Here is a 15,164-nt window from a genome sequence, read left to right on the forward strand (position 1 = left end):
CGGCAAGCCTGACATATTTTTCTGCTATTGGCATCACTTTGTTCGGCGTATGATAATTTCCACAACCTGAAAGGAACAGACAATGATTACTGGTTTACCCGCGCTTTCCCATGAGCAACAGCAACAGGCTGTTGAGTGCATCCAACAACTTATCGCGCAAGGCATGAGCAGCGGCCAGGCTATTCAGCTGGTGGCGGCACAAATTCGTGAGAACCATACCGGTGCGATGATTGCTGCCCGTTTTGACGATGAAGATGAAGAGGATTAACGGCTTTAAAAGTCCATTCAGACTGTTTTTTCTCATTTTGAGCAATCTGTTATTAAGCTGGAGCGCTCCCCCTTCTTTTGCCGGTGCCCGTTCACCGCAATGGCCGCAGGATATGATTGAGCAAATCATTAAGCTCGATTCCGGCCAGCGCTTTCACTATTTTCTAAGTAACCAGCACATAAGTGACGATGTCACTTATGTGCTGGTTGTGATGCACGGACATCCGCGCGACGGGGGGTAAAACGCTGGCTGCAGCGTTGCGCACTGCCAGCGGCAACCCTGTCGCAGATAATTTTCCTGCCGTCGTGTCGTTGTTTCAGGTGTCTGACATGGTTCCGGCACAGTGTTATTCACCCGGTTTGCATGCCGCTATACCAAAAGGAGGCGCTGTGGAACGGTCATTTCTGGGTCGACGGCTTGCCTGATACGTTAGGTCAAGTAAGCGCATTCTCCGCAATAGATCGGTTACTGGTTGAGTTAAAACAGCGCTGGCCATCCCTTCAGCAAATCACGCTGGCCGGTTTTTCCACCGGTGGACAGTTTGTGCAGCATTATGTGGCATTCGTACGCCATCCTGCCGGGATACGAATATGCTATGTTATCGCCGATCCTGGGTCATGGCTGTGGTTTGACGCATGTCAGGCAACGTCCTGCCTACCAATAAACCGCTGGAAATACGGTATCGAAAGCGTGTCGACATGTTTGCATGATCGTGCTGCCGGCGCACATGAGCACTATCGCACGGCAGAAATAACTTACCTTGGAGGGAGTGACGATCACGGCAGTGGACTGGGCAGTGCTGAACACATCCTTGATAAATCCTGTGCTGCCATAAGTCAGGGGCGCTGGCGGTTAGACCGGGGCATCAATTTTTCCCGGTATGACCGCGAAGCGCTTAAACTGCAGGCGGCACACAGGCTCCATGTGGTGGCAGGATGTCATCATGAAGTGCTTTGTGTTTTTACTTCCTACGAAAGCAAAAGGGCACTTTTTACCTTGTTACGCTGAAGTAACGCACTATCTGGCAGCGACAATCTTAATTTCTACGCGATAGTTTGGGTTCATTAATCCTGCCTGAACGGTGCAGCGCACCGGTGCGTTGCCGGGGGAAACCCAAGTATCCCAGGCGCGATTCATTGCCGGGAAATCGTCTTTATCAACCAGAAAAATAGTGGCGTCAAGGATGCGGCTTTTATCTGAGCCTAAACGAGCCAGTGTGCGGTCAATCACGGCAAGGGCGTTGGCGGTTTGCGCGTGGGCATCTTCATCAAGGTTTTCCGGCACGCTGGTGTAATAGATGGTGTCATTGTGTACCACTGCTTCCGACATACGATGTTCAGGATCGAGACGTTCAATACTCATTATTTTCCCTTGAACGATTTGGGGGCCAGGCTACAAGCCTGCCATAAATGCCCGGCGTTTGCTAATACGCAGGGTTCGGATAGCCTGACGAAAAAATGCTGGCGATGCGTGAGGTGAACACAGTAATAACAGAAAATTAGTCACGATACACGATAAAGGACATAAACATTATTTATCAGAAAATTACAGTGATTATGATGCTGTTCACTCGATTTTAACGACTTTGCTTCGTTCGGTCGGACTGACATAATGGCGGCGTTTTTTTCGTGGCGGTGAGGATAAATTGGCAGACGATTTTGCAGCAGATGGCGCACTGGCGCAGGCGATTAACGGATTCAGACCGCGCGAGCCTCAGGGCCTGATGGCAGATGCGGTGCGTCAGGCGATCGAGAATAAACAGGAGTTGGTTGTTGAAGCAGGAACCGGCACAGGTAAAACCTATGCCTATCTTGCCCCGGCGTTGCGCTCTGGTAAAAAAGTCATCGTTTCCACCGGTTCTAAAGCGTTGCAGGATCAACTCTACAATCGTGATTTACCCACCGTTGCAGCTGCGCTGAAATTTAAGGGCAGGCTGGCGTTGCTTAAAGGACGCGCTAACTATTTGTGCCTGGAGCGACTTGAGCAACAGTCAATGGCGGGAGGCGAGCTGGTCGCTCAGGCGATGAGCGATCTGGTGCATCTGCGCAGTTGGTCGGCAGAAACGCAAGATGGCGATATCAGTACCTGTGGCGGTGTCACTGAGGACAGCCTGTTGTGGCCGCTGGTGACCAGTACTAACGACAACTGTCTGGGCAGCGATTGCCCACAATATCAGGATTGTTTTGTCGTCAAAGCGCGTCGCAGAGCGATGGATGCCGATGTGGTGGTGGTGAATCACCACCTGTTCCTGGCGGATATGGTGGTAAAGGAGAGCGGTTTTGCCGAGCTTATCCCCCAGGCCGACGTGATGATCTTCGATGAGGCCCACCAGGTGCCGGATATTGCCAGCCAGTATTTCGGACAGCAAATTTCTAGCAAGCAGCTGTTGGACCTTGCCAAAGATATTACCATTGCCTACCGAACTGAAATTCGCGATATGCAACAGCTACTGAAGTCTGCAGACCGTCTGGCACAAAGTACGCAGGATTTCAGACTGGCGTTAGGGGAACCGGGTTTTCGCGGCAACCTGCGCGATCTGTTGAATAATCCCGCTATTCAGCGCACGCTGCTATTGCTGGATGATGCGCTGGAACTGTGTTACGACGTGGCAAAAATGGCGCTGGGGCGCTCCGCATTGCTGGATGCCGCCTTTGAGCGCGCCGCACTCTACCGCAGCAGACTACGCCGGCTCAAGGACGTGGCGCAGCCGGGATTCAGCTACTGGTATGAATGCCATGTGCGCCATTTTGTATTGGCGCTGACGCCGCTGTCGGTTGCTGAACGCTTTCGTGAAGTCATGGATGAGCGTCCTGCCAGTTGGATCTTCACTTCCGCCACGCTGTCGGTCAATGAACAAATGACTCATTTTGTTGAGCGACTTGGCGTGCGCCAGGCAGCAACACTTATTCTCAGCAGCCCTTTTGATTTTTCCCGACAGGCCCTGCTGTACGTGCCAAGAAATTTGCCGGCGCTGAATCAGGCCGGAGGTGTGCAGCAGATGGCCAGAATGCTTTTACCATTGATCGAGGCCAACAATGGTCGTTGCTTCCTGCTGTGTACCTCCCGTCAGATGATGAGAGATCTGGCAGAGCAGTTCAGAGCTTTACTCACTTTACCCGTATTGTTACAGGGCGAAACCAGTAAAGGACAGCTGCTCAAACAGTTTGTGGCCGCCGGGAATGCGCTGCTGGTGGCGACCAGCAGTTTCTGGGAGGGGGTTGACGTGCGGGGGGATGTGTTATCTCTGGTGATTATTGACAAACTACCGTTCGCGTCACCAGACGATCCACTGCTGAAAGCCAGGATGGAAGATTGCAAACTGCGTGGCGGCGATCCCTTTGACGATGTGCAGTTGCCTGACGCCGTCATTACATTAAAACAAGGAGTGGGACGCTTAATTCGTGACGTTGATGACAGAGGCGTACTGGTTATATGTGATAACCGTCTGGTGATGCGCCCTTACGGGGCTGTCTTCCTTAACAGCCTGCCGCCAGCACCCCGCACCCGCGATCTCGAACGGGCAATCGCTTTTTTGACCTCATCACCTCAACAGTAATTTGCAGGACAGTGTGCTATGCTGCGCGGCGAATTTTTCCTTCCTGAGGTATCTACTTCCATGCGGATTTTGGCTATTGATACGGCAACAGAGGCCTGTTCGGTCGCGCTGCTGATTGATAAAAAAGTCACGGCACACTTTGAGTTGTGCGCTCGTGAGCATACCCAGCGGATTTTGCCTGTGGTTCAACATATCCTCAGTGAATGCCAAATCTCGCTTACCGACCTTGATGCTCTTGCTTTTGGCCGTGGGCCGGGAAGTTTTACCGGTGTGCGAATTGCCGTCGGTATTGGGCAGGGCCTGGCGTTTGGCGCCGGGTTGCCCATGATCGGTGTGTCAACGCTGAAAACGATGGCACAAAGCGCCTGGCGACTGCATGGTACAAGCCGGGTGCTGGCTGCTATTGATGCACGAATGGGTGAAGTTTATTGGGCAGAATATATTCGTGATGAACAGGGTAACTGGCAGGGCGAAGAGACCGAGGCGGTGCTGAAGCCGGAAACGGCACGGCAGCGTATGGCAAAGCTGACAGGTGACTGGGCAAGGGTGGGAACCGGTTGGGCTGCCTGGCCTTCTCTTACAGAAAGCAGATCGGAACTGACGTTAAACGCTACGGAGGTGATATTACCCTGTGCGGAAGATATGCTGCCGCTTGCTGCTGCTACCCTCGCGGCGGGAAAAACGATTGAGGCTGCACAAGCAGAGCCGACGTATCTGCGCAATGAGGTTACATGGAAGAAATTACCGGGTCGGGAATAAGTCGCGGGCTGTGTATAAAAATGGTATCAATTTATGCTGTGTTGGTACTGATGATGTGCTACGCAACTAATTATCTGTGCCACAGCCAAAGCTTTCGCTAACAGGGAAAATACTATGCGTAAACGTATGTCATTGCAGTTTGGAAGTTTAGTTTTGCTTGCGGTCTTGCTGGCTGGCTGCGCCAGCGTACCGGATTCTGTTCGGGGAACGTCGCCGACACCACAGCAGGATTTAGTCAGGGTCATGAATGCACCGCAGCTTTATATCGGTCAGGAATCCCGCTTTGGCGGTAAAGTGGTGAAAGTCACTAACAAAAATGGCGTCACCCGACTTGAAATCGCGGGGATGCCGCTTGATGACACGGCGCGACCAGTCCTGGGCAGTCCATCGACGGGCAGAATTTATGCTGATATTAAAGGCTTTGCTGACCCGGTGGACTTCAATGGACAGATGGTTACTGTGGTAGGGATTATTACGGGTACGGAAAAAGGACAGATCGGTGAAGCATCCTATAATTTTGTTACCATCAAGGTTAATGGTTATCAGCGCTGGCATTTGACTCAACAAATTATTACGCCGCCGCAGCCTGTTGACCCCTGGATTTGGTACGGCCCTCGGCCCGGGCATCATCATGGTGGATACTGGGGGCCACCACCGGGCGGTTTTTACACTCAGGTACCTGCTCAGGTTCAGACAATTCTGACAGAGTAAGCAGAGATGGCGGGATGAAAACCCGGCAGTTGTTGTTAAACTGCCGGGTTTATTTTTACAGACTGAGTCTGACATACAATAAAATTAGTGATGTGCTTCGCAACCTTAATTACAGATAAACAGGCGAACGGTTACGCTGCGTTAAAGTAATGTTAATAGTGATGCCGGAAGACGATTGTGATGACAGTAAATAATCATTTCCGAGGTGTATTCTTGAATAAGGTTTGGTTAAACCGCTACCCCTCAGATGTTCCGGCAGAAATCAGTGCTGACCGTTATATATCTCTTGTTGATTTGTTTGAGCAAGCTACAAAACGTTACGGTGATAAACCTGCTTTCATCAATATGGGCCAGACCCTGAGTTATCGTGAGCTTGAGGGGCGAAGCCGGGCTTTTGCTACCTATCTGCAACAGACGCTGAAGCTGAAAAAAGGTGACACGGTTGCTTTGATGATGCCAAACCTGTTGCAGTGCCCGGTTGCCCGGTTGCCCGGTTGGGGGTGCTACGGGCGGGCCTGATTGTCGTCAATGTGAATCCTCTCTACACGCCACGTGAACTTGAACACCAGCTAAATGACAGCGGTGCCTGTGTGATCGTTATCGTGTCAAATTTTGCCCACACGCTGGAAAAAGTGGTGGAAAGAACCCAGTTAAAACATGTAATTGTTACCCGTCTGGGGGACCAACTCTCACTTGCCAGGGCATCGCTTCTTAACTTTGTCGTGAAGTATATCAAGCGCATGGTTCCTCACTATCATTTGCCTGATGCCATTTCTTTTCGCAACGTCTTACGTTTGGGTGCTCAGTTAGTCTATCAGCGGCCAGAAATAATCAGCGATGATTTGGCTTTCCTGCAATATACCGGCGGAACAACCGGCGTGGCGAAAGGGGCAAAGCTTACCCATCGTAATATGCAGGCCAATATTGAGCAAACCAGAGCAATTTATGGACCGTTGCTAAGAGAGGGGGGCGAAACGATAGTGACGCTTCTGCCGCTTTACCATATTTTTGCGCTTACCGTTAACTTCCTGTTATTTATTGGTCTTGGCGGTGCTAACCTGTTGATTACCAACCCACGTGATATTCTTGGGATGGTGAGGGAGATGGCGAAGGCCCGCTTTACCGCCATCACCGGTGTGAATACGCTCTTTAATGCGCTGCTGAATAACAAAGATTTTCAGCAGCTCGATTTTTCTCACCTGAACTTTTCGGCTGCCGGGGGAATGGCGGTGCATAAAGTCGTGGCCGAACGGTGGGAAAAACTGACCGGGCACTATTTACTTGAGGGCTATGGGCTGACTGAATGTGCTACGCTGGTCTCGGTCAATCCTTATGATATTCGCCATCACGATGGCAGCATTGGCTTGTCGGTACCGTCAACGGATATCAAACTGGTCAACGATCGGGATGAAGAAGTGGCTGAAGGCGAACCGGGGGAACTCTGTATTAAAGGAACCCAGGTGATGTCAGGCTACTGGCAACGTCCTGATGCGACTGATGAAGTATTAAAAAATGGATGGCTTCACAGCGGTGATATTGTTAACGTTGACTCCGCAGGTTTTATTCGGATTGTAGACCGCAAGAAGGATATGATCCTGGTCTCCGGTTTTAACGTTTATCCTAATGAGATTGAAGACGTTTTGATGTCACATCCGAAAGTTCGTGAGGCCGCGGCAATCGGTGTTCCCAGTGACGTGGCAGGTGAAATCGTTAAAGTTTGCGTGGTAAAAAAATGCTTCGCTGACCGCTGAAGAATTACTGGTACAGTGCAAGAAAAATCTGACCGGCTATAAGGTTCCGAAGGTTGTTGAGTTTCGCGATGATTTACCCAAGACCAACGTTGGTAAAATTTTGCGACGCGAATTACGTGAAGAGGCGATAAAGTCGTTAAGAGCAGTGTGACACACTCTGTTATTTAAGTTTATAAAAACGCCGGTGATACACCGGCGTTTTTACTGAGTCATGCAGAGAGATGCAGACGTTGTAGCGAGAGGACCATGTTGAATTACACTTTAATAACCACTAATGAAGCGCTGGCCGAATGTTGCCTGGTGGCGAGCCGGGTAACTGCTGTGGCGCTGGACACGGAGTTTGTTCGCACACGTACTTATTATCCCGGCCCAGGACTGATCCAACTTTTTGACGGTGAGCACATCTCGCTAATTGATCCATTAACTATTACGGAGTGGGCACCCTTTCGCCATTTGCTGGCTAACCATAATATCACCAAGTTTCTGCATGCAGCGAGTGAAGATCTGGAACTTTTTCTGCATGAATTTGGTTTGCTGCCAGAGCCGATGATTGATACGCAAATCCTCGCTGCCTTTAACGGGCGACCGCTTTCATGTGGTTTTGCTACCCTGGTGGAATCATTTACCGGCATTGTGCTGGATAAAAGCGAATCCCGTACTGACTGGTTGGCGCGCCCGCTGACGGAAAAACAGTGTCAGTATGCGGCGGCCGATGTCTGGTATTTGTTGCCGATAGCGCATAGCCTGATAAAAGAAGCACAGGCTTCCGGCAGCCTGGGTTCTGCCCTTAACGAATGCGAATTGCTTTGTGTGCGTCGTCAGAGGATTGTCGAACCTGGGGAGGCATGGCGCGATATTACCAATGCCTGGCAGCTAAGGCCCCGTCAGCTGGCAGCGTTAAGATTGCTGGCCGCCTGGCGCCTTGAGCTGGCTCGTGAAAAAGATATGGCCGTTAATTTCGTTGTGCGCGAAGAAAACTTATGGAAAGTGGCTCGATTTATGCCTGGAACGCTGGGTGAGCTGGATCATCTGGGACTGTCAGGACAGGAGATTCGCCTGCATGGCAAAACGCTGGTAGCGATGGTTAACGAGGCGAATGCGCTGGATGAAAGTCAGTTACCCGCTGCGCTCAATAATCTGATAGACCATCCGGGTTATAAGCAAATTTTTAAATCATTGAAAGGATTGGTAGTGGAAGTGGCAGAAAAGAAGGGAATCAGTCCGGAACTACTGGCTTCACGCAGGCAAATCAATCAGTTACTAAGTTGGCACTGGGCACTGAAGCCATGCGATAACAGACCTGAACTGCTTGATGGCTGGCGCGGAGAACTGTTGCAAAATGGCATTCGTGAAATTCTGCCAGAATAAAAAACGGGTTCCCCTGCGTATTTGCAGGGGAAAATTAAAACAGAAAAGGGATCATTTTGGCGTTTCTTCCGCCTCGGGAAGTGTGACGTTCAGTTCAAGAATCGAAATATCATCGTCTTTTTGATCCAGTTTGACACTGAGCATCTCTGGATCGATCTTCACGTATTTACAGATAACCTCAAGAAGATCTTTTTTCAACTGTGGCAGATAATGGGGTTCGCTGTCACCCCGTCTGCGCTCTGCCACAATGATTTGCAGCCGTTCCTTGGCAATGTTAGCTGTGTTCTTTTTACGGGATAAAAAGAAATCAAGTAGGGCCATGGTTTATCCCCCAAACAGACGTTTCAGGAAACCCTTCTTTTCTTCCTCAATGAAGCGGAAGGGGCGTTCTTCTCCAAGAAGACGGTCAACGGTATCAGCATAGGCTTTACCTGCGTCAGATTCAGCATCGAGGATAACAGGCTCTCCCTGATTCGATGCACGCAGCACCGACTGATCTTCAGGAATAACGCCAGCCAGAGGGATGCGTAGGATCTCCAGTACATCTTCCATGCTTAACATATCGCCACGGTTTACGCGTCCGGGATTGTAGCGTGTAAGCAACAAGTGTTCTTTAATGGGGTCTTGTCCATTTTCGGCGCGGCGGGATTTGGAAGAAAGAATGCCCAGAATGCGATCAGAGTCGCGAACAGAAGAGACTTCAGGATTGGTGGTGATAATTGCCTCATCGGCAAAATAGAGCGCCATCAGCGCGCCTGTTTCAATGCCTGCTGGCGAATCACAAACAATAAAGTCGAAATCCATCTTGTCAAGTTCATTCAGCACTTTCTCCACGCCATCACGCGTCAGTGCATCTTTATCGCGTGTCTGAGAAGCGGGAAGAATGTAGAGATTTTCAGTGCGTTTGTCTTTGATTAAAGCCTGATTAAGCGTGACATCACCCTGGATAACGTTGACAAAATCATAGACGACGCGGCGCTCACAACCCATTATTAAATCAAGATTACGCAGACCGATATCAAAATCGATCACCACGGTTTTTTTACCTTTCTGGGCTAAACCGGTAGCGATGGCCGCGCTGGACGTGGTTTTGCCCACGCCTCCTTTACCTGAAGTCACTACAATAATGCGTGCCATAAAATAATTTCCTTAAGAAAATAGGGCGGGTAAACCTGTTCAGTTCAGTGGCTGTATTGACAGGTTGCCGTCTTTTAAGCAAAGACGCGACGCTTTTCCGAAAAATTCACCAGGAATTTGATCCATAATCCAGTATTCACCGGCTATAGAAACTAACTCTGCTGACAGGCTTGTACAAAAAATCTGACTATCGTGTTCACCGCTGGCTCCTGCCAGTGCCCGGCCACGCATCGTGCCATAAATATGAATATTACCATCGGCAACCAGTTCGGCACCGGCGCTGACGCTATTGGTGACGATCAGGTCGCTGTTTTTAGCATAAATCTGCTGGCCGGAACGGACCGGTGTGTTGACAATCCGGGTTTTGACGGCGAATGGGGTAGGGTGGTTAACAGGTTCGACAGTATCAGCGCTTTTTTTCTGCTCTTTGCCTTCCGCCAGAATGGGCAGGCCGGCACGGATTATGTCACTCTTGAGCTGTTCATTTTTACATCCGCTGACGCCAACAATGTGAAGTCCGGTGGACGTAACCGCCTGCTGTAGTTGCAGCCAGTTTGACTCACCGTTCAATGAGGCAACATTGAGCACTACCGGGGCATTTTTCAAAAAAGCCGGAGCCTGACTGATTTTGTCCGCTAATGCCTGTTGAACTAAAGTCGGGTCATTATGGTGTAAATGAACAACAGACAGGGTAAAGCTGCTGCCTTTCAACTCAATTGGCGTTTGTGACATCTGTTGCGCTCAGTCCTGTTATTTTATATCCCCGCTAAATTATTTTACCACTAAGGCTGTTAATCGCGATGGGACAATATTCTTAAGTTCTGCAAGCATGTTATAGTTACTGTTATATTCAGGCAAGTGACCATCCAGGGTTAGTTCGGATAAAAATATGTATTGTGCAATCTACAGAAGCACCAGACGCGACCAGACTTATCTGTATGTTGAAAAAAAAGACGATTTCAGCCGTGTACCGACTGAGCTTCTGCAGGGTTTTGGCCAGCCAGAGTTAGTGATGTTGTTACCTCTTGACGGCTCTAAAAGCCTTGCCAAGGCTGATTTAAGCAAAGTAAAAATGGCGATCAATGAGCAGGGCTATTATTTGCAGGTGCCACCACCCGTTGAAAATCTACTCAAGCTTCATACGGGAAAAGATAAAAATAATTAATCGTGAAATGTCAGCCGACATATTTTCTATCTGGCCTGTTTCGCACACAATCGCAAACTATTTTATCTGCCAGCTGCGAACATAATTACAATTTCGGCCAGGACTCATCTCAAAAGGTATCATTGCTGTTGGGGTCGGGGGTAGTATACTGACTTTTTTATCATGCTGACGTATAAATGATTTCAGCCGCGTCTGCAAAGTAATTTTATTGAGCGACCATCCACTCTTATCACAGGCAGGATAACGGTATGTATCAGCATCATAACTGGCAGGGCGCGTTGTTAGACTATCCGGTAAGTAAGGTAGTTTGCGTTGGCAGTAATTACGCAAAGCATATTCTTGAGATGGGCAATGCCACACCTGTTGAACCCGTCATATTCATCAAACCCGAAACCGCGCTTTGTGATATACGCCAGCCGCTGTCAATTCCAAAGGATTTAGGTGCTGTACACCATGAAGTCGAACTGGCGGTGTTAATTGGTTCGCCACTGAAACAAGCGACAGAAGAGAGTATTGCAAAAGCCATTGCTGGCTATGGCGTTGCGCTGGATTTGACGCTGCGCGATATTCAGGCAGGGTGCAAGAAAGCTGGCCAGCCATGGGAAAAAGCAAAAGCATTTGATAATTCATGTCCGGTATCCGGCTTTATTCCCGCCAGCGAATTTGGCTCTAACCTGCAGAATACCGAGCTTAAGCTGGTAGTGAATGGTGAAGTCCGTCAGCACGGTAATACTCAGGATATGATCCACAAAATTCTTCCTCTTATTGCCTATATGAATCGGTTCTTCACGCTGCGCGCCGGAGATGTTGTGCTAACAGGGACGCCCGGAGGTGTCGGCCCGATGGTTTCGGGTGATAAACTTGAAATCTCATTCGGCGACCATGGCGTTGCAACCCGCGTTTTATAGAGAACTTGCATGTTATGCCCGAATTGTTTACGAGGTGCGGGCTTTTATCAACGGGACACAAGCATGACTGAAACCCCTTTCTGGCAGTGGAAAACACTGGAACAAATGAGCGATAAGGAATGGGAATCCTTATGTGATGGCTGCGGTCAGTGCTGTCTTAATAAATTACAGGATGCGCACACGGATGAAATCTATTTCACCAACGTTGCCTGCAACCAGCTGAACATAAAAACCTGTCAATGTCGCAACTATGAGCGTCGCTTTGAGTATGAAGAAGACTGCATCAAGTTAACCCGTGAAAACTTGCCGACATTTTCCTGGTTACCGCCAAGTTGTGCCTATCGGGTATTAGCAGAAGGAAAAAATTTACCGACCTGGCATCCGCTTCGAACAGGTTCGAAAGCAGCAATGCATGCCGGGCGTATTTCTGTCAGGCATATTGCTGTGAGGGAAAGTGAGGTCGTCGACTGGGAAGAACACATCATTAACCGTCCTGGACGTGGGTAAAATTTACTCACGGTGTTTTTTCAATTCTCATTAAGGCACTTACCAGCGGTAGTCCGCCAGCGCAGACCGTCTCATATCATTGGCCGAACGGTTCTTTAAAATCGATGCTGGCGCTGCCCGTAAAGGTGGCCTTATTCCGAGAGCGCACAAAATAATTAAATACGTTGCGCTTATTAACCCGTTGTCTTGCCGTCTTAGTGCCTGTCTCAACAGGGCTTTATTCCAGACAATAAGACCACACGAAAAACGGGTCGTGACGCAGATTTATTGATAATGATGAAGAGTAAGATACCAACCGATGATCTTATCGTGCATTTCCTCTGACTTCGAAAAGCAAATTGTTCTACGAGTCAGTCGTTTGATATGTGTGCGAAGATTAAGATTATGTCGTTCTGTCCGTTGGGTATATTTCTTGCTCACCACGTGGCCTGTTGCACTTAACAGAACTTTATAAACCGGCCAGGCATCTGTCATATAAAAGGCAATGTTAAATTTGCTTAACAGGGCCAGCAATCGTCGCAGGGTCGGGGCATTTCTCGGGCCGAAGACATGGGCCAGAGCACGTTTGCGGATACGGTCATAAGCATAGAACAACCACCGGGGATTGCTTTTACACCGCACGTAAGACCATTGTTCACCGGCTTCACAGCAGATAACAACCTCCGTTTCGGGGTCGATATTCTCAGCTACCTGCTTTGGCGAAATTTTTTTACGTGTCGCAGAACCGTATTGAGGCTGATACCGAGAACCCGTGCGGTATCGCGACATCCGTAACCATTCATGGCCATATTAACAATGGTCTGGTGTGTGTCTGGTTTGGCACCGGAGTAGCTAAAGTTGAGCTGAAAGGTCTTTGAACAATGCTTGCAGATGTAACGTTGGGCACCGGATGCTGAATGTCCGTTACATCGTACAGCATGAGTTTCATTGCACTGAGGGCAGACGACATCAACTTTAGCCATATGTTACATCCAAAGCGCAAAGCATACGTGATCAGCAAGTCTGCGTCACGACCGGAAAAACGCAACAGGACCCCGTCATTCTCAGGCGTCTTTTCCCGTCGGGTCAGGAGCCGGCGAAACCGGTTCATCCGGCTGTGCGTCCTCCCGACGGCCCGGCGACGGGCCCTGAAGCTCGTGGTTTTGCTGGCATCTCATTCCTCTTTACGGGGCGGGATATAAGGCTCGTCACGACGGCCCAGCTGGTCTGTTTTGCCCGGGTGCTTCGTCGCCTTTGTCCGGGCAGAGTACGGTTTTTTGCCCCCGGACGCCCCGTCTGAAGAGCACCGGGTGTGTCCGCCACCAGTTTGATGTCATGCCTGTCTGCTGCTGCGGCGCCCCGTGACAGAGGAAGCCCTCCGGTATCTGTCATCAGAGTGGGCTTTACGCCCTGTTTCCCTCTGTCCGTGGTGTTGCGTCCTGTTTTTTTGTCCCGGCAGCGGTGATGTTGTCATACCGCCATCCACCGACAACCATGAGCAGTCCGTGCCGTCCGGGTGTTCACAGGCCAGTAATCCGTTCTGCCAGAAACGCCCGAAGACACCTGCGTCTCTCCGTTCCCGGAAGCGCCGGTGCGCAGAATCTGATGAACCTATCCCTGTGGCATTGAGTGCATTCCACTGACAGGCTGTTCTGGGGATGAAGAAAATGGCGTTCATTGCGGCCCGATTATCAACACGTTTTCGGCGCGTACCCGGAGGGTGGCGGGTTTTGTGTTCCGGGATAAGCGGAGCGATTTTGTCCCGGAGTTAATCGCTAATCTGCCCTTTACTGCCTGCCATACTTTGCCCTCAGATATGACCGGGATGCATTATACGATGACGCCTTTTGGGACAGGCTTTTATATGCTTCGTATCATTTTGTATGCTTGCCTGAGTGGCGTTTTAGCAATGCTAAATTTCAATCTGGCCGTGAAGCAGGCTGTATGAATGGAAGTACACGACAGGTAAGGTTTGAAAGAAAATATGACGAGTGCCATAACATGTTCGTATCTCGGTTCAATACTCAGCCTGAGTCCTGCCTCGTTAACCACGACTGATTTTTCAATCCGGTTCAGCAGCCGGGTTCCATACACGTATTTCAGCAAAGATGTTGAATAAATCTCCTCCAGTGGGGACGGCATTTATATCAAGCTCGCGATCTGGTATTAAGTTGTAATCCTATGAATATTATATAAATTAAGAGAAAATCCTGTTGTCTGATGTGGCAGAAAGGAATTCTTGGGCGGGTGCCATTGATGATGTGATGAAAGCCGCCCTCATTGTAAGCGTCTTGTTAGACGGCAGATTTTCAGGTCCGGGACTGCCATCCTGGAGGGGAGAAGGAGCTCTGTGAAAGTACCAGATGTTGCCTGACAAAACTGTTCAAGACATGGTCAGACAAACAAGTAAAAGCAGTTTTTTATATAACGCATTTTTATGGCGATATAAAATGTAAACTCCGTGGCTTAATGAGCGTCATTCCATCATCAACGAGTAAAAAGCGCGCGTTTCTTCTCCCTGAAACACTGTGACACCAGCACCAGTAAACCTGTGACGATACATACAGTAAAAATAACGATTAGCCACTGAGGCATTTCCAGCGATAAGAAAGACCACTGTTTGGCCGCACAGTCACCTGTGGCAACAAAAACAGATGGAAGCCACTTATCAAGCGGCAACCATGTTGGGAAGCTGGCGGCAAAATCGCATGTGGTAAATGGGTTTGGATGTAGCCGGATCATCGTGTGTTCCCATGCCAGACGTAACCCTTCACAGGCGCTGTAAAGCCAAATCACTATGGCTAACCATCGCAGCGGTGTTTTGGGCGCGATAGCTCCTACCAATCCCGCACCCATGATCCCGAAGAGGGCGCAGCGCTGGTAAATACACATTACGCAGGGTTTCAACATCATCACATGCTGGAAGTAGATCGCAATCATCTCAAGACAAAAGGCAGTAAAAGCCAGCAGCAACCAGGCAGCACGACCACGGGAACAATTGTTAAGGTATCGCAGCATAATCAATCCATGTATTGAGCGTCAGACGGGCAGTGTA

16 protein-coding genes and 2 pseudogenes are annotated in these 15,164 nt (G+C 49.5%); 11 read left to right on the forward strand and 7 right to left on the reverse strand.

Annotated elements, in window-relative coordinates; translation table 11 throughout:
* Nucleotides 1–82 precede the first annotated feature (82 nt).
* The 3 genes from LU633_RS11890 (at nucleotide 83) to LU633_RS11900 (ending at nucleotide 1,276) form a co-directional block, all read left to right on the forward strand.
* Complete coding sequence (locus tag LU633_RS11890) at nucleotides 83–268, forward strand: YoaH family protein (protein WP_016192448.1); 186 nt, start codon at nucleotides 83–85, stop codon at nucleotides 266–268.
* A 37-nt stretch (nucleotides 269–305) separates the two neighbouring features.
* Nucleotides 306–509 carry a hypothetical protein gene (locus LU633_RS11895; protein WP_152664151.1) on the forward strand — a complete coding sequence of 68 codons (204 nt, stop codon included), beginning with the start codon at nucleotides 306–308 and terminating at the stop codon, nucleotides 507–509.
* Nucleotides 510–631: 122 nt separating this feature from the next.
* A complete protein-coding gene (locus LU633_RS11900) occupies nucleotides 632–1,276 on the forward strand; it encodes a hypothetical protein (protein ID WP_016192450.1) in 645 nt (214 codons plus the stop codon).
* 9 nt (nucleotides 1,277–1,285) lie between these two features.
* On the opposite strand, the gene LU633_RS11905 is transcribed toward LU633_RS11900, so the two are convergent.
* A complete protein-coding gene (locus tag LU633_RS11905) occupies nucleotides 1,286–1,630 on the reverse strand; it encodes a RidA family protein (protein ID WP_016192451.1) in 345 nt (114 codons plus the stop codon).
* 283 nt (nucleotides 1,631–1,913) lie between these two features.
* Here LU633_RS11905 and LU633_RS11910 point away from each other — a divergent pair, with 283 nt between their 5' ends.
* The 5 genes and pseudogenes from LU633_RS11910 (at nucleotide 1,914) to rnd (ending at nucleotide 8,413) form a co-directional block, all read left to right on the forward strand.
* Nucleotides 1,914–3,824, forward strand: coding sequence for an ATP-dependent DNA helicase (locus LU633_RS11910; RefSeq protein ID WP_016192452.1), 1,911 nt, complete (start codon nucleotides 1,914–1,916; stop codon nucleotides 3,822–3,824).
* 60 nt (nucleotides 3,825–3,884) lie between these two features.
* Nucleotides 3,885–4,583, forward strand: a complete 699-nt coding sequence (gene tsaB / locus LU633_RS11915; RefSeq protein ID WP_016192453.1) for a tRNA (adenosine(37)-N6)-threonylcarbamoyltransferase complex dimerization subunit type 1 TsaB — start codon at nucleotides 3,885–3,887, stop codon at nucleotides 4,581–4,583.
* Between the two features lie 114 nt (nucleotides 4,584–4,697).
* Nucleotides 4,698–5,294 carry a Slp family lipoprotein gene (locus tag LU633_RS11920; protein ID WP_016192454.1) on the forward strand — a complete coding sequence of 199 codons (597 nt, stop codon included), beginning with the start codon at nucleotides 4,698–4,700 and terminating at the stop codon, nucleotides 5,292–5,294.
* A gap of 213 nt (nucleotides 5,295–5,507) precedes the next feature.
* Nucleotides 5,508–7,196, forward strand: a pseudogene (gene fadD / locus LU633_RS11925) (long-chain-fatty-acid--CoA ligase FadD).
* Nucleotides 7,197–7,294: 98 nt separating this feature from the next.
* Nucleotides 7,295–8,413, forward strand: coding sequence for a ribonuclease D (gene rnd / locus LU633_RS11930; RefSeq protein ID WP_016192455.1), 1,119 nt, complete (start codon nucleotides 7,295–7,297; stop codon nucleotides 8,411–8,413).
* Nucleotides 8,414–8,464: 51 nt separating this feature from the next.
* Here rnd and minE read toward each other — a convergent pair whose 3' ends face one another.
* The 3 genes from minE to minC are packed head-to-tail and all read right to left on the reverse strand — an operon-like array spanning nucleotide 8,465 to nucleotide 10,282.
* Nucleotides 8,465–8,734 carry a cell division topological specificity factor MinE gene (gene minE / locus LU633_RS11935; protein ID WP_016192456.1) on the reverse strand — a complete coding sequence of 90 codons (270 nt, stop codon included), beginning with the start codon at nucleotides 8,732–8,734 and terminating at the stop codon, nucleotides 8,465–8,467.
* 3 nt (nucleotides 8,735–8,737) lie between these two features.
* A complete protein-coding gene (minD, locus tag LU633_RS11940) occupies nucleotides 8,738–9,550 on the reverse strand; it encodes a septum site-determining protein MinD (protein ID WP_016192457.1) in 813 nt (270 codons plus the stop codon).
* Between the two features lie 39 nt (nucleotides 9,551–9,589).
* Nucleotides 9,590–10,282, reverse strand: a complete 693-nt coding sequence (minC, locus tag LU633_RS11945) for a septum site-determining protein MinC (protein ID WP_016192458.1) — start codon at nucleotides 10,280–10,282, stop codon at nucleotides 9,590–9,592.
* Between the two features lie 157 nt (nucleotides 10,283–10,439).
* Here minC and LU633_RS11950 point away from each other — a divergent pair, with 157 nt between their 5' ends.
* The 3 genes from LU633_RS11950 (at nucleotide 10,440) to LU633_RS11960 (ending at nucleotide 12,130) form a co-directional block, all read left to right on the forward strand.
* Nucleotides 10,440–10,715, forward strand: coding sequence for a YcgL domain-containing protein (locus LU633_RS11950; RefSeq protein WP_016192459.1), 276 nt, complete (start codon nucleotides 10,440–10,442; stop codon nucleotides 10,713–10,715).
* Between the two features lie 248 nt (nucleotides 10,716–10,963).
* Nucleotides 10,964–11,623: a fumarylacetoacetate hydrolase family protein gene (locus LU633_RS11955; protein WP_016192460.1), complete on the forward strand. Its 660-nt coding sequence runs from the start codon at nucleotides 10,964–10,966 to the stop codon at nucleotides 11,621–11,623.
* Between the two features lie 63 nt (nucleotides 11,624–11,686).
* Nucleotides 11,687–12,130, forward strand: coding sequence for a YcgN family cysteine cluster protein (locus LU633_RS11960; protein WP_016192461.1), 444 nt, complete (start codon nucleotides 11,687–11,689; stop codon nucleotides 12,128–12,130).
* A 264-nt stretch (nucleotides 12,131–12,394) separates the two neighbouring features.
* On the opposite strand, the gene LU633_RS11965 is transcribed toward LU633_RS11960, so the two are convergent.
* The 3 genes and pseudogenes from LU633_RS11965 to dsbB all read right to left on the reverse strand — a co-directional run bounded on the left by LU633_RS11965 (nucleotide 12,395) and on the right by dsbB (nucleotide 15,127).
* Nucleotides 12,395–13,092, reverse strand: a protein-coding gene (locus LU633_RS11965; RefSeq protein ID WP_233481912.1) for an IS1 family transposase whose coding sequence is annotated in 2 segments (ribosomal slippage) — nucleotides 12,395–12,843 and nucleotides 12,843–13,092 — 699 coding nt in all. Because the reading frame shifts where the segments join, the coding sequence is not laid out codon by codon here.
* Nucleotides 13,093–13,145: 53 nt separating this feature from the next.
* Nucleotides 13,146–13,865: pseudogene (locus tag LU633_RS11975) on the reverse strand (IS5 family transposase); the annotation flags it as partial.
* Between the two features lie 731 nt (nucleotides 13,866–14,596).
* A complete protein-coding gene (gene dsbB, locus LU633_RS11980; protein ID WP_016192465.1) occupies nucleotides 14,597–15,127 on the reverse strand; it encodes a disulfide bond formation protein DsbB in 531 nt (176 codons plus the stop codon).
* Nucleotides 15,128–15,164: the final 37 nt, after the last annotated feature.

Origin of the sequence: Erwinia tracheiphila (genome assembly GCF_021365465.1) — a bacterium.
Lineage (GTDB): Bacteria > Pseudomonadota > Gammaproteobacteria > Enterobacterales > Enterobacteriaceae > Erwinia > Erwinia tracheiphila.

Bases quoted from the DNA above. Each gene is read 5' to 3' on its own strand.
- LU633_RS11890 (WP_016192448.1), top strand. From the start codon at position 83: ATGATTACTGGTTTACCCGCGCTTTCCCATGAGCAACAGCAACAGGCT.
- LU633_RS11900 (WP_016192450.1), top strand. From the start codon at position 632: ATGCCGCTATACCAAAAGGAGGCGCTGTGGAACGGTCATTTCTGGGTC.
- LU633_RS11905 (WP_016192451.1), bottom strand. From the start codon at position 1,630: ATGAGTATTGAACGTCTCGATCCTGAACATCGTATGTCGGAAGCAGTG.
- tsaB (WP_016192453.1), top strand. From the start codon at position 3,885: ATGCGGATTTTGGCTATTGATACGGCAACAGAGGCCTGTTCGGTCGCG.
- LU633_RS11920 (WP_016192454.1), top strand. From the start codon at position 4,698: ATGCGTAAACGTATGTCATTGCAGTTTGGAAGTTTAGTTTTGCTTGCG.
- minE (WP_016192456.1), bottom strand. From the start codon at position 8,734: ATGGCCCTACTTGATTTCTTTTTATCCCGTAAAAAGAACACAGCTAAC.
- minD (WP_016192457.1), bottom strand. From the start codon at position 9,550: ATGGCACGCATTATTGTAGTGACTTCAGGTAAAGGAGGCGTGGGCAAA.
- minC (WP_016192458.1), bottom strand. From the start codon at position 10,282: ATGTCACAAACGCCAATTGAGTTGAAAGGCAGCAGCTTTACCCTGTCT.
- LU633_RS11950 (WP_016192459.1), top strand. From the start codon at position 10,440: ATGTATTGTGCAATCTACAGAAGCACCAGACGCGACCAGACTTATCTG.
- LU633_RS11955 (WP_016192460.1), top strand. From the start codon at position 10,964: ATGTATCAGCATCATAACTGGCAGGGCGCGTTGTTAGACTATCCGGTA.
- LU633_RS11960 (WP_016192461.1), top strand. From the start codon at position 11,687: ATGACTGAAACCCCTTTCTGGCAGTGGAAAACACTGGAACAAATGAGC.
- dsbB (WP_016192465.1), bottom strand. From the start codon at position 15,127: ATGCTGCGATACCTTAACAATTGTTCCCGTGGTCGTGCTGCCTGGTTG.